Origin of the sequence: Mesorhizobium sp. M8A.F.Ca.ET.161.01.1.1 (assembly GCF_004792105.1) — a bacterium.
Taxonomy (GTDB): domain Bacteria; phylum Pseudomonadota; class Alphaproteobacteria; order Rhizobiales; family Rhizobiaceae; genus Mesorhizobium.
Genome location: NZ_SRTD01000007.1, coordinates 326,904 through 346,055 on the forward strand (window position 1 = coordinate 326,904; position 19,152 = coordinate 346,055).

Here is a 19,152-nt window from a genome sequence, read left to right on the forward strand (position 1 = left end):
TTACAAATCGATCCGGAACCGCAGGCTCTCTACCCCGCCATAGGCGGCGTCCTCGAAGAAGCGCTCGACGAGTCTGCCGCCATTGGCCAGGATCACCTTGTGCGAGGCCGGATTGCCCGGCTTGGCAGTGAGCTCGACATAGGGCAGGCGGACCGCCCTCGCCTCGTCCAGCATCAGCCTCACCGCCTCGGTGGCGTAGCCGCGCTTTCGCTTCCACGGCACCACGGCATAACCGATATGGCCAAGCACGTGCGGCGGCAGTTCCGCCGTGCCCTTCTGCCAGCGAAAGCCGATCGAGCCCGACGCCTCGCCGTCCCAGATCCAGCGGCGGAAACCCGGCAGGCGTGGCACTTGTGTGCCGTCTGGCAAGGCGATGGGCGGCCCCTTGGCCTCGGGATCGTCGAGGCTGGCGAGGAATGCCATGGGGTCCTCGTCGATCGCCGCAAGCTCCGCGCGTGTTGCCTCCATGAGCCGCACATTGTCCGGCGACCAGCCGCGTTCGAGCGCCGCCTTGTAGGACGGCAGATGTTCGAGCGCGGGTTTGACGATCTCGATCATGGTCGATGCTTCCTGAAAAACGAAGCAGGCATACCCTTGGACAGCAGAGCGCTCAAGCCGCCTGAAAGCGGATCTCGGCGGATCGAAAATCGGGGGGACGTTTTTCAGGCTTCCACAGCCGCCTTGGGCCGGCATGGCTGGTTGCGCGTCTCCCTCGGCTTTTCGCGCATACTTGCCGGCGCGCTAAACAAGATGTGTTTCGCCTGATGGCGCGCGGCGTTTTATGATTGTGCTTGGGTGATTCATCGTGGGGAATCACGAACGGCTTCGACAGGAGAATGGGTCCGGTGCGGTTGAGATCTGTCCCGTTGGGTGTCGTTACGCTCCTCGGCCTCCTCGTCGTCGTCATTGCCCTGACGGCATCGGCCCGATCCTTTGCCGCGCCATCGGCCGTTCCCGCCTGGCTGCAGGCCCACGTCGGCAACGCCGACGGCCAGATTTCACAAGTGGTGCTGGAGCGGGCGCGCTCGCTTTACCTGCAGAAGGTGGCGCAGGGCGCCGTCCGGAACCCCTGCTATTTCGCCATGGACGCCACCCGTCCCGGCGATCTCGGCAATGGCGTGCTGGGACGCCGCTACTATGTCGTGTGCGAAGCCAGCCAGTCGTTTCGCGCGATTTCGGCGGGCCATGGCGGCGGCCGGAACCTGAAAGGCACCGTGAACTTTTCGAACGGCAGGCGCTGCGCCAAGAACTTCGGCAACGCCATGGATTCGGAACTGACCGCCGGCGGCGCCTACATGACCCGCGAAGCGAAAACCTCGTTCAAGGGCTTTTATCGCACCGGCGCGAAACAGGACGTGGCTTTCCAGCGCACTTTCATCCAGTTCGACGGCGAAGGCGAGGCCGCCAACGCCAGGCAGCGCGTGATCGGCGGCCACGCGGCGCAGGTGCTGCGCACCATGTGCATGCGCAAGACCCCGAACAGCGCCTATGCCGACCACGACGGCATGGTGCCGTTCGGCAAGCTGGTGGACTATGCCGGCGGCCGCAGCAATGGCTGCACCAGTTGGTCCCCGGCCGATGCCAGGCAACTCATCTCGATGGTGAAGGACAATCCGACGACGCTCTACATCTACCCGGAATCGCGCGACATCGCCGCCATTGCGAGCGGCCATTCCGCTTCAGGCACCTACTGGAACGCATCCTGCCTGAAGGAGATCGGTACGCCGAAATTCTGGCCGCGAAAAACCCTCGAGCCTGTCATCGCCCAATATAAGCAGGATCATCCCGCGCCACCTGCGCAGCCACTGCCGATCTGCAAGGAGCCGTGAGACGGTACCCACGGCGCCCTGCACCGGCTTAGTGCAGGAAATCGAGCACGGCCTTCATGAACTCAGCGGGGTATTCCACGTTCGACAAGTGGACCGCGGGCAGCACGACGAGCTTCGCGCCGGGCACCGCGGCCGCGATCAGCTCGCTATGGCTCGCCGCCGTCACCGTGTCGTGCTCGCCGGCGATCACCAGCGTCGGCCGGGAGATCAGCGCGATGGTGCGGCGAAGATCGGCATCACGAACCGCCGCGAACAGGCCGGCCAGGCCTTGCCGGTCGATCGCAAGCAGCATAGCGCGGAATTCCTCGATGACGGGTTCGTTGGCCGCCACCATGTCCGCCGGGAACCAGTTGTTGAGAAACACTTCGGCCGTTTCCGACATGTCCGGCGCCTGCCGCACGACGGCAATCCGCTCGTCGAAATAACTTGCTGGCGAAAGGTGAGACGAGGTGTTGCTCAGGATCAGCCGGTCGATCCGCTCGGGCGCATGAACGCCGAGCCACTGCCCGACGAAACCGCCCAGCGACAGGCCGAGAAAATGCACGCGCCCGAGGCCGAGCGCATCGATGAGTTCGATCACGTCGCGGCCAAGCCGGTCGAGGGAATAGGCGCCGACTGGCGCGCTCGACCCGCCATGACCACGAAAGTCGTAGCGCAGAACGCGGAAATGCCTGGACAGTTCGCCGACCTGCCCATCCCACATATGCAGCGTGGTGGCGATGGAGTTGGACAGCACCAGCACCGGCTTTCCGGCGTCGCCGTCGAAGCGATAGGCGATGCGCGTGCCGTCGCCGACAGTCACGAAATTCAGCTCACTCATGATGAAAATCCTTTTGGAACGGTGAATGAGGCAAAGCGTAGCCGTGGCCGGATTTTGGTGATATTACAAAGATACGACAATCTCTGTAATCAAAGCTGACATGGCCGAATTCACCTTGCACGATCTTCAGTGCTTCGACGCCGTGATCCGCACCGGCGGCTTTCAGCCGGCCGCCGCCATGCTGCACCGCTCGCACCCGGCGGTGTTCGCCGCTGTCGCCAAGCTCGAACGGCAGCTCGATCTGGTTCTTCTTGACCGCAGCGGCTATCGCGTTCGTGCGACGGAAGCGGGGCTGTCGTTCCAGCGGCGCGCGCAGCAGCTGCTGCGCGAACTGGACGGCCTGCGCGTCCATGCCGCCCAGCTTTCGATGGGCGAGGAAAGCGAAATCCATGTCGTGATCGGCGACCTCTGCCCGCGCCCGCGGGTGCTGGGCATGCTCGGACGGTTCTTCGCCCAATGCCCCGGCACCCGGCTGCATCTCCATTTCGAAGCCGTCGGCGGCCCGTCGGAGCGTCTTTTCGACGACAAAGTCGATCTGATCCTGCACTGGATCGACAAGGGCGACGCACGGATCGAATGGATCGACCTCAGCAAGGTGCCCTTCATTCCCGTGGTGGCGCCGGGCTTCCTGCCCGAGCGCATCGAACGACCGATCACACTGGAGAAGATGCAGGCATTCACCCAATGCGTGATGCGCGACACTGCCCTGCATTCACCACGACAGGACTACTTCGTGGTCGAAGGCGCGCCGCAATGTCTGGTCCCCGATCAAGCCATGAAGAAGGAAATCATCCTCCAAGGCCTCGGCTGGGGCCACCTGCCGCATTTCCTGATCGCGGAAGAGCTGCGCGACGGGCAGCTCCTGTCCATTGCCGGCAGTCATCTCCCGGGCCGCACCGACGACTTGGTCGTGGCGCGCCGCCGCGACCGGCCGCACGGGCCGGTCGCCAACCGTCTGTGGAACCATATCCAGCAGGAAGCGCCGGCTTTGCGCCGTGCGTTGGAGCCTGGGAAATCAACCCAATAGCAAGCTACGGCTTTGCCGTGAGTGGCCGTGTTGGACGCCTGCCGACGCGCGGGTAAAAGCCCTACTGCAGCAGCCCCTTGACGATGCCGCTTGCCTTGCCGAAATCCATCTGGCCGGCATATTTCTGCTTGAGCGCGGCGATCACCTTGCCCATGTCCTTCTGGCTGGCCGCACCGGTGGCGGCAATCGCCTCGCGCGCCGCCGCCGTGACCGCCGCATCGTCAAGCTGCGTCGGCAGGAAGCCGCGGATGATCTCCATCTCGCCGCGCTCCTGAGCCGCCAGTTCCGGCCGCTTGCCGTCCTCGAAGGCCTTGGCCGATTCCTCGCGCTGCTTCACCATCTTGGCCAGGATCTGCAGGATTTCCTCGTCGCTGGCTGGGTCCTTGCCGGCACCGCGATTGGCGATGTCGCGATCGTGGATGGCGGCCTGGATCAGCCGCAATGTCGGCAGCCGGTGCTTGTCCTGCGCCTTCATCGCGGTCTTCAGGGATTCGGCGATTTTCGCGCGCATTGATCTCTCTCCTTCGGTCGGCGCGGACAATAGCGCCGGGGACAGGCCAACGCAAACCCTCATATGCCAGGGCAAGCCTATGATATTCCTCAATGAAATAAATCGCGGCGGCGTTTCGCATGATCATTGACCGCCCTGCCCCCTTCCCCTATGTACTGGGCCTTGCATGAACTGAAGCTTGACTGCGTGGAGGCTGCGAAATCGCTGCTTCGCGCCGTTTGCCGCGCGAATGCCCGCCAGGGTCGTTGCAGCGCGGCCTGATAGGAGTGCCGCCATGGCCGAGATGACGCCCGCGCTGACCCCACCCTGGGCCACTGAAAAGCCGACCGCCCTTCTGGTGCTTGCAGACGGCACCGTCATCGAGGGTCGCGGCCTCGGCGCCACCGGCTCGGCGGTGGCCGAAGTCTGCTTCAACACGGCACTCACCGGCTACCAGGAAATCCTCACCGACCCTTCCTATGCCGGCCAGATCGTCACCTTCACCTTCCCGCATATCGGCAACATCGGCACCAATGGCGAGGACATCGAAGACCTCAATCCGGCCGCCCGCGCCGGCGCCGTCGGCGCCGTGTTCAAGGCCGATGTCACCAACCCGTCCAATTACCGCGCCGCCGGCGATCTCGATCAATGGCTGAAGAAGCGCGGCATCGTCGCGCTCTCGGGCATCGACACCCGCGCGCTCACCGCGCTGATCCGCGAAAAAGGCATGCCCAACGCCGTCATCGCGCACGCGCCCGACGGCGTCTTCGACCTCGCCGACCTGAAGCGGCGCGCCGCCGCATGGTCGGGCCTGATCGGGCTCGATCTCGCCAAGGAGGTCACGTCGGGCCAGTCCTCGGTCTGGCGCGAGACGCCCTGGGTCTGGAACGAAGGCTTTGGCGAGCAGGACGAGCCTTCGTTGCACGTCGTGGCCATCGACTACGGCGTCAAGCGCAACATATTGCGCCTGCTCGCCGGCCTCGGCGCCAAGGTGACGGTGGTTCCGGCCAGCACCGGTTCGGAGGAAATCCTCGCCATGCAGCCCGACGGCATCTTCCTCTCCAATGGCCCCGGCGATCCGGAAGCCACGGGCGACTATGCCGTGCCGGTCATCCAGGACCTGCTCAAGACCGACATCCCCGTGTTCGGCATCTGCCTCGGCCATCAGATGCTGGCGCTGGCGCTGGGCGGTAAGACCGCCAAGATGCATCAGGGCCATCACGGCGCCAACCACCCGGTCAAGGATCACACAACCGGCAAGGTCGAGATCGTCTCGATGAACCATGGCTTTGCCGTCGATGCCGACTCGCTGCCCGCGGGTGTCGAGGAAACCCATGTCTCGCTGTTCGACGGCTCGAATTGCGGCATCGCGCTCACCGGCCGTCCGGTATTTTCCGTCCAGCACCACCCCGAGGCTTCGCCCGGCCCGCAGGATTCGCACTATCTGTTCCGCCGCTTCGTCAACCTGATCCGCCAGAAGCGCGGTGAGGAATTGCTGGCCGAGCGGGCCTGATCCCGCAAAATCGGCGGCTGCGATAATATCGCTTAACAAAGAGCGATATTTATGCGATATTTGTACTCGTGAAGACGATCATTCTTTCGGCACCGGCGGCTCGCGATCTCGACAACCTGCCGGCTGATGTCCGCGAGCAGGTTTCCGAGGGTTTGATCGCTTACGCGGCCAGCGGCCGTGGAGATGTAAAGCGCCTTTCCGGCAGGGACGGCTATAGGCTCCGGATTGGCCGCTACCGCGTCATATTCGATGAAGATCGCACCACGATCCTTGCGATCTATATCGGCAAGCGTGAAACGACGACCTACAGCAGGCCATGGGACAGGACATCATGAACGCCCCTCAAATCATAAGGACCTCGACCGGCGAAGAACTGGTCGTTATCCCGAAGGCGGATTACGAGGCATTGCTGCATGCGGCCGAAGAAGCCCAGGAAGACGCTGCGGATGTGGCTATCTACGATGAGCGGAAGTCTGAGTTCAAAGCTGAAAAGGCCCTGCCCGCCGAGGTGACCATGGATATTTTGCGAGGTTCCAGCCGCCTCAAGGCGCTGCGCAACTGGCGCAAGCTGACGCAAGCCGACCTGGCGCGGACCATTGGGGTCAGTCAGGGCTTCCTGTCGGACATTGAATCCAATCGCCGCAAACCCTCCGCGCAAACCAGCACGATGCTGGCAAAGGCGTTGGATGTCCCCGGCGAATGGATTGAAGCCTGATCCCCAACCTCACGCCACCGGCCGGCCTTCGCTGGCTTCCAGGATAGTGAACCATTGCTGGCGGTCGAGCACGATATTCAGTGCTTTGGCCATGGAAGCCAGACGTTCCGGCTTCATCGAACCGAGCACCGGCGTCCGGGCGCACGCCACCATCCAGCAGGCGCCACGCGCCAAAGACCAGGCGCGACAGCGACAGCCCGTCACTGGTCAGCGCGATGCGGCCGTCATGGCTCATGCCTGTGCTCCGTCTTCAGCCACATCGGCGGCGGCGTTTCCGATTGTCGCCGGTCTCGTCACCTTGGTGACGAAGACGATGACCGCCAGCACCAGGAAGCACGCGCCGACCAGATAGGGCGCGCCGCCGAAGGTGACGGGCGCGCTGGGTCCGGTGAACCAGGAAAAGATCGCGGTATAGAGCAGCGGCGTGATGATCGAGGTGATCGAGAAGATCGAGGTCATCGCGCCCTGCAGCTCGCCTTGTGCCGAAGGCGGCACCTTGGCGGCGGCGAGGCTTCTCAGCGGCGGATCGGCCAGCGCCTCCAGGCAACCGACGACGATCACCGCATAGACCATCCAGCCTTGCGAGGCGAAGGCATAGCCGAAGGCGCTGGCCGCGGTGAAGGTCAGGCCGATGACCGCCGTTCTCCACTCGCCGAGCCTGGGGATGACGCGCGGGAGCACCGTGCCCATGACGATCGCCCCGCACAGGCCGAAGGCGCCGAGCGAGAAGCCGATCTGCTGCTCGCTCCAGCCATAGCGGTAGTTGGAGACGAACGACCACACCGCCGGATACATCATATGGCCGAGCGTCATCAGGAAGAAGACCAGCCCGATCCAGCCTATGCCCTGGTACTGGCGCATCTGGAGGAGCGTACCGACCGGATTGGCGCGTTTCCACTCGAAGCGGCGGCGGTGCTTTTCATCGAGCGTCTCAGGCAGGAAGAACATCGCGATCAGGAAGTTCACGAAAGCGAGCCCGGCGGCACAGAAGAACGGTACGCGCGGTCCGAACGTGCCGAGCAGGCCGCCCAGCACCGGCCCGATGACGAAGCCGACGCCGAAGGCAATGCCGAGCAGGCCGAAATTCTTCGCCCGGTTCTCGTCGTTCGAAATGTCGGCGATGAAGGCCGACGTCGTCGAATAGCTGGCGCCCGAAATGCCGGCCAGCACACGTCCGATGAACAGCATCGGATAGGACCAGGCGATGGCGCAGATCAGATTGTCGATGGAGAAGGTCAGCACCGAGGCGAGCAGGATCGGCCGCCGTCCGAACCGGTCGCTCAGGCCGCCCATGATGGGCGCGAAGAAGAACTGCATGGCCGCATAGACGAAGAACAGCCAACCGCCCTCGATCGCCGCTTCGCTGATGCCGACGCCGGTCAACTCCCTGAGAAAGGCCGGCAGCACAGGCATGATCATGCCGAAGCCGATAATGTCGAGCAGCAGCGTCGTGAAGACGAGCGCGAGGCCCCGCCTGGCGGTTTTGGGGTCGATCATGATGGGTCAAGCTCCTCTGGCCGCCCTGGGGCGGCGGGCGGACGCACCTTATAGGCGAGCAAGCGAAAAGGAACAATGAGGGAACAGGCAGGAAGCTTTGATCCTGACACTCCCTGACGGCGTCGCGCCGTCAGGTCTTTTTCCGAAAACGACTGCTTAGAGCGGCCCGCTCATCGTATTGCAGTCCGACAGCTTGCCGCTCTTGTAGCCGCGCGCCAGCCAGGTCTGCCGCTGCTGCGAGGTGCCGTGGTTGAAGCTTTCCGGCACGACATAGCCCTGCATCTTCTTCTGCAGCGTGTCGTCGCCGATCTGCTTGGCCGCGTTCAGCGCGCTTTCGAAGTCGCCCTGCTCCAATATGCCCTTCTGCCCGGTGTAGTGCGCCCACACGCCGGCGAAGCAGTCGGCCTGCAGTTCGATGCGCACCGACAGCTGGTTGGCATCGACTTCGCTCATGCCTTGGCGCATCTGGTCGAACTTGCCCATGATGCCGGTGAGGTTCTGTACGTGGTGGCCGACCTCATGCGCGATGACGTAAGCACGGGCGAACTCGCCGGAAGCGCCGAACTGCTGGTCGAGCTGCTGGAAGAAGGTCATGTCGAGATAGACCTTGTGATCTCCAGGACAATAGAACGGTCCGGCCGCGGCGGAAGCAAAACCGCAGGCGGAGCGGACCTGGCCGGAAAACAGCACCAGCTTGGGGTCCTCATAGGTCAGGCCTTGCGACTTGAAGATGCCCGTCCAGGTGTCCTCGGTCTCGGCGAGCACGGTCGCCACGAACTGCTTCATCTCGTCATTGGCCGGGCTACCCGCGCTGCTATCCTGACCACCGCCGCTGTTGTCCGTGATCTGGCCACCGCCGCCCGGCAGCAGGCCGCCGTCGCCACCGCCCAGGATCGCCGAGGGATCGAAGCCGAAATACCAGCCGGCGATGACGACAAGGATGACGAGGATGATACTGCCGCCGCCACCCGTCCGGCCGCCGATGGGCAATTGGAACTGACCGCCGCCGCCACCGATCCCGCCGCCGCCACTGTCGCTGCGGTCGTCCTCGATATTGTCACTCTGACGACGGCCTCTCCAGAGCATGGCAACTCCTCGCTGCAAACTTTCCCGTTGTTCCGGCAGGCCGGCTCAATCCAACAAACAATTATCGTAATGGTTGCGCCAAGTCACAGCATTTTTCGTGAGGGCGGCAGCGCTGGGTGGCCGTTTCACCGCACTGGCCGGGAGCGCGCAAGGCCTGTAGCATCGCCGGGATCGGAGGGGTTCGAGGCTTGAGGACGATCGCAGGTTTCCTGTCGCTGCTGGTGCTGTGCCTTGGGCTTGCAAATGCCGGCGCGGTGACGCTCGATTCCAGCGTCGCGGTCACCGATCCCGCCACCCTGCAAGCGCTGGAGCGTGGCGGCCTGTCGATCAGCCGCCTGCTCGGCCCCGCCCTCGGCCTCACCCGCGACGTCGACAATCGCGGCCTGTTTTCGGTGCCGGCGCTGGCCACGGTGCGCGACACGGTCAAGCGCGAGATATCAGACGAGCCCAAGACCAGCCCCGACCCCTATGTCGCGGCCATGGCGAAATCGAACGACACCAGCCAGAAATTCAATCCCAGATACATCGATGACGACGGCTCGACGCTCGACCTCACCGGCGTCGTCAACCGCATGGACCGAGGCTACCTCGGCCACACCGAATGCGGCGAGATCCGGCTGATCTACCGCTTCCACTATTCGGTCCAGGAAAAACCGGCGAACGGCAAGCCCGGCCAGCGCATTTCATCGCGCCTGCCGCTGACCATGAGCCTGGTCTTCAACGCCAAGCCTGGGAAGGCGCAGGCCCGCGCTTCTAAGGACCTTCCCAGCGCCACCGACGCGTCCTGCGCGGACGTCGCCCGGCGCTGGCTGGCCGCCGGTCGAAAGGACTTGCCACCCGAGCAATTGGCCGCCTGGCTGCGCTCCGACGAAGGCCCGCTGTCCGGCGCCATGCTGAATTCCTCGCAGATCATGCGGCTCGAGCTCAACATGCAGGTGCTCAGGCTGTCGGCGTCGACGCGGCGCGATTTCGGCGGCCATGCCGAGTACCTGTTGAAGATCTTCAAATGGGATCCGGCCATTTCAAGCTTCTATGAAGCCAGGATGGAAAACGAGATCGACCGGGCGACGGTGCTGGCCGACAGGCCAGCCTTCGCCAAATGGCTGCTCACCGACCGCAACATCTACGATCTCGACCATGGCCGGCTGGTCGTCGACGAGAAATTCCTGGCCAAGAGCGCCGTCTCGGTGGCACCCGGCGGCTTGAGCCGCTCGCAGAACAACATCGTCCATGGGCTGGTCGATGACGCCGACATCGACAAGGCGCTGAAGGACTATGTCGCCAGGGGCAACACGCTTGCCACCATCAAGTCGGTCGCCGGCTTCAACCTGCGCCTCAACGAGATGTCCTGCACCGGCTGCCACCAGACGCATGGCATTGCCGGCTTCCACTATACCGGCGCCGACCCGGCCAGCGAGCCGCGCCGCAATGCCGTCTTCGTGCCGGGCTCGGCCGTCTTCTTCGCCGACCTGCCGCGCCGCCGCGCCATCGTCGAGGAATTCGCCGCCGGCGGCCATCCCGATTTCACCAGGGGTTTCGCCGCCCGTCCGGACCGGAAATACGCTGACGCGCTGAAAGGCACCGATCTCTACAATGGCTGGGGCTCGATCTGCTATCGCGGCGAGGATGAAAGCTTCAAGGACTGGGCCTGCGGCACCGGCCTGCGCTGCGCCGGGGTCCACGAAAGCGCCATCCATCCTGGTTTCGGCACCTGCGTCAGCGAGAAAGGCACCGCGGTCGGCGACCCCGTGGAATTCGGCGAAATCAGGATGTCGACCTGGGGCAGCGACCGGTATTGCCGCCTGTCGCCGGCAACCGCCAAGGATTGCGCCATCGATCCGGCACGCGACAGGAAGCCGGCGGTCAAGCTCGCCGGCTATGGCGCCGCGCGCCAGCGCTACGACAATCCCGAACAGAAGACCGGCGGCTTTCCCGGCGGCATGCTGCGCAAGGCGAGCTGCGACAAGCTCCCCGACGAGGCAAATTGCGGTCGCCTCGCCAAGACCGGCTTCAATGATTGCATCGCGTCCGGCAAGGACCATAAATTCTGCACGAAGGAATTCACCAAGACCGCCGGCCTGCGCGCCTGCGACAAGGCGCATCCCTGCCGCGAGGACTATATCTGCACCGCCGGATATGACGATCTGCCCGAGGCCAAGCCTGGCGAAGGCACCTGCATCCCGCCCTATTTCATCTTCCAGTTCCGCGTCGACGGCCACCCGCGCAGCTGGAAGCAGGATGTTAGCGAGTGAGCTGTCCGCTGACTGCGCAACAGCCCGAAGTAAAACTTTCATTAACCATAAGCGGACTAAAAGCGTAAGCGATTCAAAGGGATCCTTCCGCCATGGCTTTTGTGTCCGGGCGCCGTCTGGCGCAGCTGTTTGGCATTGTCGCCTTGGGCGCGTTGGCCACCGGTTGCACGACGGCGAAACCTGCGACCGACGCCAAGGATGGCAAGCTCGCCTATGCGACAGAGCCGAAGGAGACCGGCGCCGGCGGCTTCTTCTCCTCGCATTCCTTCAGCGGTCTTGCCGGCCGCAGCGTCACCGTCAACAGCATCGCCGACCTCAGGCTGCGCAACCACGAGGTGGTGCTGACCTTCGATGACGGCCCGATGCCCGGCCGCACCGAAAACGTCCTGAAAGTGCTCGACAATGCCGACGTCAAGGCGACCTTCATGATGGTCGGCCAGATGGCCCGCTCCTACCCCGCCCTGGTGCGCGAGGTCGCCGCGCACGGCCACACGATCGGCACCCACACCCAGAACCATGCCAACCTGACGCATATGAGTGCCACGGGAGCGCAAGCGCAGATCGACGGCGGCATCAAGAGCGTGTCTGCCGCACTGGTGCCGTCGTTGCACGGCGTCGCGCCCTTCTTCCGCTTCCCCTATCTCGCCTCGACGGCGACGTTGCGCCGCCAGCTCGCGGCGCGCGGCATCGTCGTCATCGACGCCGATATCGATTCCAAGGATTATTTCCCGTCGACGCCGGACCAGCTGCGCAAGCGCACCATGGCGGGTATCGAACAGCGCGGTTCCGGCATCATCCTGATGCACGACATCCATCCGCGCACCGCGCAAATGCTGCCGCACCTGCTGGCCGACCTCAGAGCCAAGGGCTACAAGGTGGTGCGGCTGGTGCCCGGCCACCGCGGCCGCGAACCGCTGGTATCATCGCTGACGACAGGCACCGTGACGACGGTCCAGCAGATGGCCTACGCGGAGACCCGATAGGAGCACGGGAATTACGCCAAAACAAAGGGTTGATCGGTCCCCTAGCCGGATTCCATGCTCCGCCAGAACTGAAGGACCGTAGCGGCGATCGCTTCTGGCGCGTCTTCCGGGACGAGATGCTTCGCATCAGGGACTGTCTGAAACGTCGCGCCGGGAATGCGCCGCGCCAGTTCCCGGCCGTCCTTTACCGGGATCCAATCGTCATTGTCGCCCCAGAGGATGGTGACCGGGCATCGAACCTCGCGATATCGCCACTCCACCTCCTCGCTGTACTTGTCATCCATCTGCGCGACTTGCCTCCAGAATGCCTTCTGGCCTTCGTCGCCAAGCCATGGACGCAGATAGGCCTGCATCTCGTCTTCGCGTAACGGATTGTACGTCGCGCCATTGATGTAGGCGCGTAGGATCGCTTCGTGAACATACGCGGGCAGCTCGGCAAAAACCTTCTCGTTCTGTTTGGCTGCCTGGACCAGCTGCGAACCTTGCGGGCTGATGGCCACTGGATCGATCAACACCAGCGAGCGGAACTCCAAACCATTGAGCAGATGACCGCGCAGAGCGGTCGATCCGCCGAAATCATGCGCGACCACGTCGGGCCGTTCCACCTTCCAGTGGGCGTAGAGCGCCGCGAACAATTCGTTCTGAATGCCGCGAGACACATCGCGGACAGGCTTGTCCGACCAGCCATAGCCAAGCATGTCGAAATAGTGGACGCGCCGCTGCTTGGCGAGCCATGGCGCGATGCGGCGCCACTCCACCGAGGAGAATGGCGTACCATGGAGAACGACAGCGGGAGGTCCTTCCCCCATAACACCCCAGGCGATTGAATGTCCTTGAAAGACAAAGCGTTCGGGCGGGCGCCACTCGATCGTCATCAGCATCGATCCAGAATTGCTGCCGGCCTACTCTTTCTGCTTGGCGCCGGCGCTCTTGCCGTCCGAGCTTTTCGAGCGTTCCTCGAAACGGTCGGCGCCTTTCTTCAGCGGATGACCCATTTCAGCCTCGGTCTTGCGCTCATCCATGGCCGCCGCCTGCTTCAGTCCTGTGGCTGCCTGCTTGCCTTTCGCGGTCGGTGCCTGCTCGACGCCCATTGCTTCCTCCCTGGCGCGCAACAAGCGCGCGATGAGATGCAACGCGCATAAGCGGCGGCGGTTCCAGCGGCTAATGCTGTCCGGCAACCCGGCAATGACACGCCTCAGCGCGCCGTCATCGCCTTGCGGAACGCGTCCAGCGTCTCGGCGCTGACATGATGCTCGATGCCCTCGGCGTCGATGCGCGCCGTCTCGGCACTGACGCCGAGCGAGCGCAGGAAGGCTTCCACCGTCTGGTGGCGGATGCGGCTTTCCTGTGCGACCTTGCGGCCGGCTTCGGTGAGGAACACGCCGCGATAGGGTTTTCGCGACACCAGCCCGTCGGCGCACAGCCGCGTCAGCATCTTGGCCACCGTCGGCTGGGCGACGCCGAGCCGCGCGGCGATGTCGACCTGACGCGCCTCGTTGCCATCCTCGATCAGGTCGGCGATCAGCTCGACATAATCTTCGACCAGCGCGCTGCGGCGCGCTTCGCGCGTCTGCCGGAACCCTTCCGAATGGACATCGGCATCGAGCAGCGGCTCACGCGGGACCGGTCTGTTCTTCAGCGCCAATGCGCGCTCCTCCTCGGAAGTTTAGCCGTCGCTGCTTTTATAGCACAGGCTCTGATTCTTCAGGCCGTTTATTTGCATTCCGCGAGAGGTGCAACCAGCGTCTCCGGCTGCCCGCCCGTCACAACAAGCACCGACAATGAAATATAGCCTATTGCATAATGTTGAGCCATGGCATAGCTTATGGGCATTCTCCGGAACCTGCGGAAAGCCTTTTCATGTCAGAAGCAGACGTCACAGCCCCCCGGTCCGCATGGCGGTTCGCCAAACGGGAGGAGGACGATCAGCCCAGTCTGCGCGAGGTCAATTCCAGCGTCGCGGTGCCGAGTTCGGGCGTCTGGTTCCGCCGGCTGTTCGCCTTCATGGGCCCCGGCTACATGGTCTCGGTCGGCTATATGGACCCGGGCAACTGGGCGACCGACCTCGCCGGCGGCGCCCAGTTCGGCTACACATTGCTGTTCATCATCATGCTGTCCAACCTGATGGCGATCCTGCTGCAGGCGCTGGCGGCGCGGCTTGGCATCGCCACCGGCCGCGACCTCGCCCAGGCCTGCCGCGCTTACTACCCGCGCCCGGTCAACTTCGTGCTGTGGATCGCCTGCGAGCTCGCCATCATCGCCTGTGACCTCGCCGAGGTGATCGGCACCGCGATCGCGCTGCAGCTTTTGTTCGGCATCCCGCTGATCGGCGGCGCCATACTCACCGCGCTCGACGCTTTCCTCGTGCTGCTTTTGATGAACAAGGGGTTCCGCTATCTCGAAGCCTTCGTCGTGGCGCTACTGATCATCATTTTCAGCTGCTTTGCGATCCAGATCTTCGTTGCCGCCCCGCCGGCCGGCACGATCCTGCATTCGATGTTCGTGCCGTCTTCCGACATCGTCACCAACCCGGCGATGCTCTACATCGCCATCGGCATCATCGGCGCCACGGTAATGCCGCATAATCTCTATCTGCACTCCTCGATCGTGCAGACCCGCGCCTATGAACGCACCGACGCGGGCAAGCGCGATGCCATCAAATGGGCGACGGCGGACTCCAGCATCGCCTTGATGCTGGCGCTGTTCGTCAACGCCGCCATCCTGATCGTCGCGGCGGTCGCCTTCCACGATACCGGCCACCAGGATGTCGCCGAGATCGACCAGGCCTTCAAGCTTCTGTCGCCACTGCTTGGCCTGGGCATCGCCTCGATCCTGTTTGCCGTGGCACTGCTCGCCTCGGGCCTCAACTCGACGGTGACGGCAACGCTCGCCGGCCAGATCATCATGGAAGGTTTTCTGCGTCTGCGTATTCCCAACTGGGCACGACGGCTGCTGACGCGCGGCCTCGCCATCATTCCGGTGGTGGCCGTTACCGCGCTCTATGGCGAGAAGGGCACCAGCCAGCTGCTGGTGTTCAGCCAGGTGGTGTTGTCCATGCAACTGCCCTTCGCGGTCATCCCATTGGTGCAGTTCGTCTCCGACAAGAAGAAGATGGGCAACCTCGCCATCCCGCGCGGCGTGGCGGCGTTGGCCTGGGTTGTCGCGGCCGTCATCCTGGTGCTCAATTTCAAGCTGCTCTACGACACCATGTCCGGGGTTGGTTGAAGCTCCGTCTAATCCCGAGACAAACCGCCAGATCGCTCTATCTTTCCCGATGCCATGAGCAACATCGAAGACATCAGGAGATTCTACGCGCGGCTGATGGCGGCCAACGCCGCTTCATCGGATCCGCGCCTGGAAGAGGTGTTCGCCAGCGTGCCGCGCGAGGCCTTTCTCGGTCCGGGGCCATGGACGGTCATTGCCGGCAACGCCAAGATCACGACGCCGAGCGCCGACCCGGCCCATATCTACCAGAATGTGCTGGTGACGCTCGACGCCGAAAAGGGCATCAACAATGGCGAGCCGTTCCTGCACGCCATGTGGATCGGAAAGCTGGCGCCAAGACCCGGCGAGGCCGTCACGCATATCGGCGCCGGCAGCGGTTACTACACGGCTTTGCTGGCCACGCTGGTTTCGCCAGGCGGCACCGTCGCCGCTTTCGAACTCGACGACCAGATGGCCGAACTGGCGCGCAGGAATCTCGAAGCCTATGGCAATGCGACGGTTGTCCATGGCGATGCCGTGACCTCGCCCCTGCCGCCATCCGACATCATCTATGTCAATGCTGGCGTCGTGGCCCCTCTCGCCGGATGGCTGAGGGCGCTGCGCCCCGGTGGCCGCATGATCTTCCCGTGGCGTCCGGCCGAGAGCATTCCGTTCGCGGTGATGGTGACTCACAGAGAAAAAGGCTTTGCCTGCCATCCGTTCATGCGCTCGTGGTTCATCCCTTGCGTCGGCGCCTCGGCGATCCCTCCTGCGGCGAAGATCCCGACACGCGACGAGGCCACGCGCAGCCGTTCTGTCTGGCTGATTGAGGACAGGCAGCCAGACAGCACCGCCACCGCAATCCTCGGCGAAGTCTGGTTCTCCTCCGACCCCGTTCACGCCGGCGACAACGGCTAGAAATTTGTCGTCGCGTGTCGAAAAGGAAGCCTGCCGTTCGTCGTAAGGTTGAATCCGGCCGTGACGGTGCGGATCGCAAAAAGGAGAAGACGGATGAGAAAAATCATCGCCGCGACCTTCGTCAGTCTCGATGGCGTCATGCAGGCGCCGGGCGGCCCGGAAGAAGATCCGGTCGGCGGCTTCAAATTCGGCGGCTGGACGTTCCACTACTTTGACGAGGTGGCGGGCGCGGCAATGGAGGACCTGTTCTCCAAACCGTTCGCCCTGCTGCTCGGCCGCAGAACCTACGACATCTTCGCCGCGTACTGGCCTTATCAGAAAGATCCGATCGCGGATGCCTTCAACCCCGCGACCAAATATGTGGCGACGCATCGGCCGGATACCCTGGCCTGGCAGAACACGCACGCGCTCGGGCCTGATATCATCGCGGCTTTGCGCCGCCTCCGCCAAGAAGATGGACCTGACCTGCTCATCCAGGGATCGGGCAATCTGATCCAGACCTTGCTCGCCAACGGGCTGATCGACGAGATCCGGCTGATGACCTTCCCGCTGTTGCTGGGCAAGGGCAAGCGGCTGTTCGGCGATGCCGCGATGCCGGCCGCCTTCAAGCTGGTCAAATCGCAGGCATCCACCACCGGCGTCATCATGGCGACCTACGAGCGCGCGGGCGAAATCGAGGTCGGCTCGTTTGTTACGGGCGAACCATCCGACGCCGAACTCGAGCGGCGTAGGAACTGGAAGTGAGTGGTTCTTTCTCCCCGTCACTGTACAGGGAGAAAGGGCGCACCATCAAGCCGCCTGCACCCGCCGCCCCAGCCCATCACGGATATGCCGCGCGAACTCCCGCGCAGCCGTACCCACGCCATGCCCCGGCAGATGCAGGTTGATGGCAAAATTCGGCAGCGGCGGCAGGCCGGCGTCGAACGGCAATATGTCGAGATCCGCCGGCACGGTGGAAGCCAGCCATGTGGTGACGGCCAGGTCCGAGCGCACCGTCGCCGTGGTCGCGTCGATATTGCCGTTCTCGAACACGCTGCGCCATTCCAGCCCATGCGCGTTGAGTGCAGACAGCACCACCGGCCGGAAGGCGCAGGTGTCGGCAACGATCGAGACCGGCAATGGCCGCTTGGCGCGGGCCGCCCCGCCCCTCGCCCCGACCCAGACGAGCCGGTCGACGGCCAGGCATTCGCCCGAGGTCGGGCCGACCCGCTCCTCGATCACCGCGAGGTCGATGGTTCCCGCCGCCAGTGCCGCCGCCAGTTCCGGCGAGGAGGCGCAGAGCAGCGATATCTCGACCTGCGGATAGGCTTCAGCGTAGGCTTTCAGGACGGGCGCCAGCAAGGTGCCGACAAGGTCGTAGGGCACGCCGAGCCGCACCTGGCCGGCGACAGCGCTCCCCGCCATCTCGGACCAGATCTCGTCATTGAGGCTGAGCAGGCGCCTGGCCTTGTCGAACAGCCGCTCGCCGGAATGGGTCAGGCGCAGACCGCGCCGGTCGCGCTCGAACAGGCTGCAGCCGAGCGTCTCCTCCAGGCGCTTGACCTGCTGGCTGACCGCGCCCTGGGTCAGGTGCAGCGCGTTCGCCGCCGCCGTCATGCTGGCCTTGTCGGCGACGGTGACGAAGGTTCGCACGAGGCTGGTGTCGAGATTGCGGATCATGTTGCATTATAGACGCTAATGCGGACCATCGCAAACATTGCATTTACTGATGCAAGCCCGCGTCTACCATGGATCTCCCGACGAGGATGCCCCATGCTCCAGCCTATTCTGCCGCTGATACTGTTTGCCTTCGTAGCCACCGCCACGCCGGGCATCGCCACCACCCTGTCGACCGCTTCAGGCGCGCGGTTCGGCTTCCGCCGCTCCGTTCCGCTGCTGGTCGGAAGTGCGACCGGCCTCGCAACGGTGACGGGCGCGGCCGGCGCTGGACTGGCCGGCCTGCTGCTGGCCATGCCGTCGCTACAGGTGGCGATGAAAATCATCGGCTCGCTCTATCTTGTCTGGCTGGCGATCAAGATCGGCCGTGCCGGCCCACCCAATCTCGATGTGGCGATGGCCAGGCCCAACAGTTTCCTGGGCGGCGCCGGCATCCAGTGGATGAACCCGAAGGGCTGGGCGATGGGGCTGGGCGCAGCGGCCTCCTTCGCCGCGCTTGCCGACGGGCCAGGACAACTGGCGCTGCTGCTCGGCTCGACCTTCGGCCTTGCCGCGGCCATCTCGCTGTCTGCCTGGTGCGCGGCCGGCATGGTGCTGGCACGGCTGTTGAAGACCGAATGGCAATGGCGCGCGCTCAACATCGTGCTGGCGCTGGTGCTGGCCGCCTCGATCATTCCGATGTGGCAGACGCATTAGAAGCGTCGGCCTTCCAGGAGTTGGGTTTCTTGCCCCGCCATAGCGCTACGGGACGCGCGCATTTCCGGGCGGCTGGTAGCGGCGATCGCGTGGCATGACGGCTTAGCGCGTGAATTGTCTTGTGCCGCGCTGGTCGACCCCCACTCCGTCTCGGCTTCGCCGAGCCACCTCTCCCCCGATCGACGGGGGAGAGGAAAAGCGCCAGGCTTTTTGCCGTCAATGCTCGCCCAGTAGCGCTCCCTTCCTTTCCCTCCGGAGGGGGGAAAGGTGGCGCGGCGAAGCCGCGACGGATTGGGGGAACCACGTGGCAATCAAGCCACGGGGGCCCGATCGGCCACGCTAGAGCGTTTCATGTTTTGACGGAAGCGTATCCGGCGTTTTCGAAGTAGTTCTTGCATTCGGCTGCCTCGATGGTTTCGACGAGGTGGCCGATGTGGCGCCAAGTTTCCTCGACGGTGCGTTTCTG

General features: G+C 64.0%; 20 protein-coding genes and 1 pseudogene. 11 read left to right on the top strand and 10 right to left on the bottom strand.

Annotated features, from left to right (window positions below; all coding sequences use genetic code 11):
* Positions 1-558, bottom strand: coding sequence for a GNAT family N-acetyltransferase (locus EN804_RS19745; RefSeq protein WP_127870048.1), 558 nt, complete (start codon positions 556-558; stop codon positions 1-3).
* Positions 559-845: 287 nt separating this feature from the next.
* Between EN804_RS19745 and EN804_RS19750 the strand changes: the two genes are divergently transcribed.
* Positions 846-1,829: a hypothetical protein gene (locus tag EN804_RS19750; RefSeq protein ID WP_127279696.1), complete on the top strand. Its 984-nt coding sequence runs from the start codon at positions 846-848 to the stop codon at positions 1,827-1,829.
* Between the two features lie 28 nt (positions 1,830-1,857).
* Here the strand turns inward: EN804_RS19750 and EN804_RS19755 are convergent, their stop codons facing one another.
* The gene (locus tag EN804_RS19755; RefSeq protein ID WP_127279695.1) at positions 1,858-2,649 is read right to left on the bottom strand and encodes an alpha/beta fold hydrolase; all 792 of its coding nucleotides are present in this window, start codon (positions 2,647-2,649) and stop codon (positions 1,858-1,860) included.
* Positions 2,650-2,749: 100 nt separating this feature from the next.
* Here EN804_RS19755 and EN804_RS19760 point away from each other — a divergent pair, with 100 nt between their 5' ends.
* Positions 2,750-3,676, top strand: coding sequence for a LysR family transcriptional regulator (locus tag EN804_RS19760; RefSeq protein ID WP_135920911.1), 927 nt, complete (start codon positions 2,750-2,752; stop codon positions 3,674-3,676).
* 61 nt (positions 3,677-3,737) lie between these two features.
* On the opposite strand, the gene EN804_RS19765 is transcribed toward EN804_RS19760, so the two are convergent.
* The gene (locus EN804_RS19765) at positions 3,738-4,187 is read right to left on the bottom strand and encodes a GatB/YqeY domain-containing protein (RefSeq protein WP_127279693.1); all 450 of its coding nucleotides are present in this window, start codon (positions 4,185-4,187) and stop codon (positions 3,738-3,740) included.
* A gap of 274 nt (positions 4,188-4,461) precedes the next feature.
* Here EN804_RS19765 and carA point away from each other — a divergent pair, with 274 nt between their 5' ends.
* The 3 genes from carA to EN804_RS19780 all read left to right on the top strand — a co-directional run bounded on the left by carA (position 4,462) and on the right by EN804_RS19780 (position 6,394).
* Positions 4,462-5,679, top strand: coding sequence for a glutamine-hydrolyzing carbamoyl-phosphate synthase small subunit (carA, locus tag EN804_RS19770; protein WP_127870044.1), 1,218 nt, complete (start codon positions 4,462-4,464; stop codon positions 5,677-5,679).
* A 68-nt stretch (positions 5,680-5,747) separates the two neighbouring features.
* Positions 5,748-6,014 (top strand): type II toxin-antitoxin system RelE/ParE family toxin, encoded by a 267-nt coding sequence (locus tag EN804_RS19775; RefSeq protein WP_135920913.1) that lies wholly within the window; start codon positions 5,748-5,750, stop codon positions 6,012-6,014.
* Positions 6,011-6,394 carry a helix-turn-helix transcriptional regulator gene (locus EN804_RS19780; RefSeq protein ID WP_127279690.1) on the top strand — a complete coding sequence of 128 codons (384 nt, stop codon included), beginning with the start codon at positions 6,011-6,013 and terminating at the stop codon, positions 6,392-6,394. Before EN804_RS19775 ends, EN804_RS19780 begins: the two co-directional genes overlap by 4 nt.
* 231 nt (positions 6,395-6,625) lie before the next feature.
* Here EN804_RS19780 and EN804_RS19790 read toward each other — a convergent pair whose 3' ends face one another.
* Together EN804_RS19790 and EN804_RS19795 are read right to left on the bottom strand one after the other, a co-directional pair.
* On the bottom strand, positions 6,626-7,891 hold the full coding sequence (locus EN804_RS19790; RefSeq protein WP_135920915.1) for a TCR/Tet family MFS transporter: 1,266 nt from the start codon (positions 7,889-7,891) through the stop codon (positions 6,626-6,628).
* 156 nt (positions 7,892-8,047) lie between these two features.
* Positions 8,048-8,977, bottom strand: a complete 930-nt coding sequence (locus EN804_RS19795; protein ID WP_135920918.1) for a neutral zinc metallopeptidase — start codon at positions 8,975-8,977, stop codon at positions 8,048-8,050.
* Positions 8,978-9,165: 188 nt separating this feature from the next.
* On the opposite strand from EN804_RS19795, the gene EN804_RS19800 reads away from it, so the two are divergent.
* A complete protein-coding gene (locus tag EN804_RS19800; protein ID WP_135920920.1) occupies positions 9,166-11,229 on the top strand; it encodes a hypothetical protein in 2,064 nt (687 codons plus the stop codon).
* A gap of 92 nt (positions 11,230-11,321) precedes the next feature.
* On the top strand, positions 11,322-12,212 hold the full coding sequence (locus tag EN804_RS19805; protein ID WP_135920922.1) for a polysaccharide deacetylase family protein: 891 nt from the start codon (positions 11,322-11,324) through the stop codon (positions 12,210-12,212).
* 41 nt (positions 12,213-12,253) lie between these two features.
* On the opposite strand, the gene EN804_RS19810 is transcribed toward EN804_RS19805, so the two are convergent.
* The 3 genes from EN804_RS19810 to mntR form a co-directional block, all read right to left on the bottom strand.
* On the bottom strand, positions 12,254-13,087 hold the full coding sequence (locus tag EN804_RS19810) for an alpha/beta hydrolase (protein ID WP_135920924.1): 834 nt from the start codon (positions 13,085-13,087) through the stop codon (positions 12,254-12,256).
* Positions 13,088-13,114: 27 nt separating this feature from the next.
* On the bottom strand, positions 13,115-13,303 hold the full coding sequence (locus EN804_RS19815) for a hypothetical protein (RefSeq protein WP_135920925.1): 189 nt from the start codon (positions 13,301-13,303) through the stop codon (positions 13,115-13,117).
* A 104-nt stretch (positions 13,304-13,407) separates the two neighbouring features.
* Complete coding sequence (mntR, locus tag EN804_RS19820) at positions 13,408-13,857, bottom strand: manganese-binding transcriptional regulator MntR (protein ID WP_127279594.1); 450 nt, start codon at positions 13,855-13,857, stop codon at positions 13,408-13,410.
* 215 nt (positions 13,858-14,072) lie between these two features.
* On the opposite strand from mntR, the gene EN804_RS19825 reads away from it, so the two are divergent.
* The 3 genes from EN804_RS19825 to EN804_RS19835 all read left to right on the top strand — a co-directional run bounded on the left by EN804_RS19825 (position 14,073) and on the right by EN804_RS19835 (position 17,078).
* Positions 14,073-15,437, top strand: a complete 1,365-nt coding sequence (locus EN804_RS19825; protein WP_135920928.1) for an Nramp family divalent metal transporter — start codon at positions 14,073-14,075, stop codon at positions 15,435-15,437.
* Positions 15,438-15,491: 54 nt separating this feature from the next.
* Positions 15,492-16,334, top strand: a complete 843-nt coding sequence (locus EN804_RS19830; protein ID WP_189524539.1) for a protein-L-isoaspartate O-methyltransferase — start codon at positions 15,492-15,494, stop codon at positions 16,332-16,334.
* Positions 16,335-16,427: 93 nt separating this feature from the next.
* On the top strand, positions 16,428-17,078 hold the full coding sequence (locus EN804_RS19835) for a dihydrofolate reductase family protein (protein WP_135920933.1): 651 nt from the start codon (positions 16,428-16,430) through the stop codon (positions 17,076-17,078).
* A gap of 45 nt (positions 17,079-17,123) precedes the next feature.
* On the opposite strand, the gene EN804_RS19840 is transcribed toward EN804_RS19835, so the two are convergent.
* A complete protein-coding gene (locus EN804_RS19840; RefSeq protein WP_135920935.1) occupies positions 17,124-17,993 on the bottom strand; it encodes a LysR family transcriptional regulator in 870 nt (289 codons plus the stop codon).
* Between the two features lie 93 nt (positions 17,994-18,086).
* On the opposite strand from EN804_RS19840, the gene EN804_RS19845 reads away from it, so the two are divergent.
* On the top strand, positions 18,087-18,686 hold the full coding sequence (locus EN804_RS19845) for a LysE family translocator (protein WP_135920937.1): 600 nt from the start codon (positions 18,087-18,089) through the stop codon (positions 18,684-18,686).
* 349 nt (positions 18,687-19,035) lie between these two features.
* Here EN804_RS19845 and EN804_RS19850 read toward each other — a convergent pair.
* Positions 19,036-19,152, bottom strand: a pseudogene (locus EN804_RS19850) (IS630 family transposase); the annotation flags it as partial.

Bases quoted from the DNA above. Each gene is read 5' to 3' on its own strand.
- EN804_RS19745 (WP_127870048.1), bottom strand. From the start codon at position 558: ATGATCGAGATCGTCAAACCCGCGCTCGAACATCTGCCGTCCTACAAG.
- EN804_RS19755 (WP_127279695.1), bottom strand. From the start codon at position 2,649: ATGAGTGAGCTGAATTTCGTGACTGTCGGCGACGGCACGCGCATCGCC.
- EN804_RS19760 (WP_135920911.1), top strand. From the start codon at position 2,750: ATGGCCGAATTCACCTTGCACGATCTTCAGTGCTTCGACGCCGTGATC.
- EN804_RS19765 (WP_127279693.1), bottom strand. From the start codon at position 4,187: ATGCGCGCGAAAATCGCCGAATCCCTGAAGACCGCGATGAAGGCGCAG.
- carA (WP_127870044.1), top strand. From the start codon at position 4,462: ATGGCCGAGATGACGCCCGCGCTGACCCCACCCTGGGCCACTGAAAAG.
- EN804_RS19780 (WP_127279690.1), top strand. From the start codon at position 6,011: ATGAACGCCCCTCAAATCATAAGGACCTCGACCGGCGAAGAACTGGTC.
- EN804_RS19790 (WP_135920915.1), bottom strand. From the start codon at position 7,891: ATGATCGACCCCAAAACCGCCAGGCGGGGCCTCGCGCTCGTCTTCACG.
- EN804_RS19795 (WP_135920918.1), bottom strand. From the start codon at position 8,977: ATGCTCTGGAGAGGCCGTCGTCAGAGTGACAATATCGAGGACGACCGC.
- EN804_RS19805 (WP_135920922.1), top strand. From the start codon at position 11,322: ATGGCTTTTGTGTCCGGGCGCCGTCTGGCGCAGCTGTTTGGCATTGTC.
- EN804_RS19810 (WP_135920924.1), bottom strand. From the start codon at position 13,087: ATGACGATCGAGTGGCGCCCGCCCGAACGCTTTGTCTTTCAAGGACAT.
- EN804_RS19815 (WP_135920925.1), bottom strand. From the start codon at position 13,303: ATGGGCGTCGAGCAGGCACCGACCGCGAAAGGCAAGCAGGCAGCCACA.
- EN804_RS19825 (WP_135920928.1), top strand. From the start codon at position 14,073: ATGTCAGAAGCAGACGTCACAGCCCCCCGGTCCGCATGGCGGTTCGCC.
- EN804_RS19830 (WP_189524539.1), top strand. From the start codon at position 15,492: ATGAGCAACATCGAAGACATCAGGAGATTCTACGCGCGGCTGATGGCG.
- EN804_RS19835 (WP_135920933.1), top strand. From the start codon at position 16,428: ATGAGAAAAATCATCGCCGCGACCTTCGTCAGTCTCGATGGCGTCATG.
- EN804_RS19840 (WP_135920935.1), bottom strand. From the start codon at position 17,993: ATGATCCGCAATCTCGACACCAGCCTCGTGCGAACCTTCGTCACCGTC.
- EN804_RS19845 (WP_135920937.1), top strand. From the start codon at position 18,087: ATGCTCCAGCCTATTCTGCCGCTGATACTGTTTGCCTTCGTAGCCACC.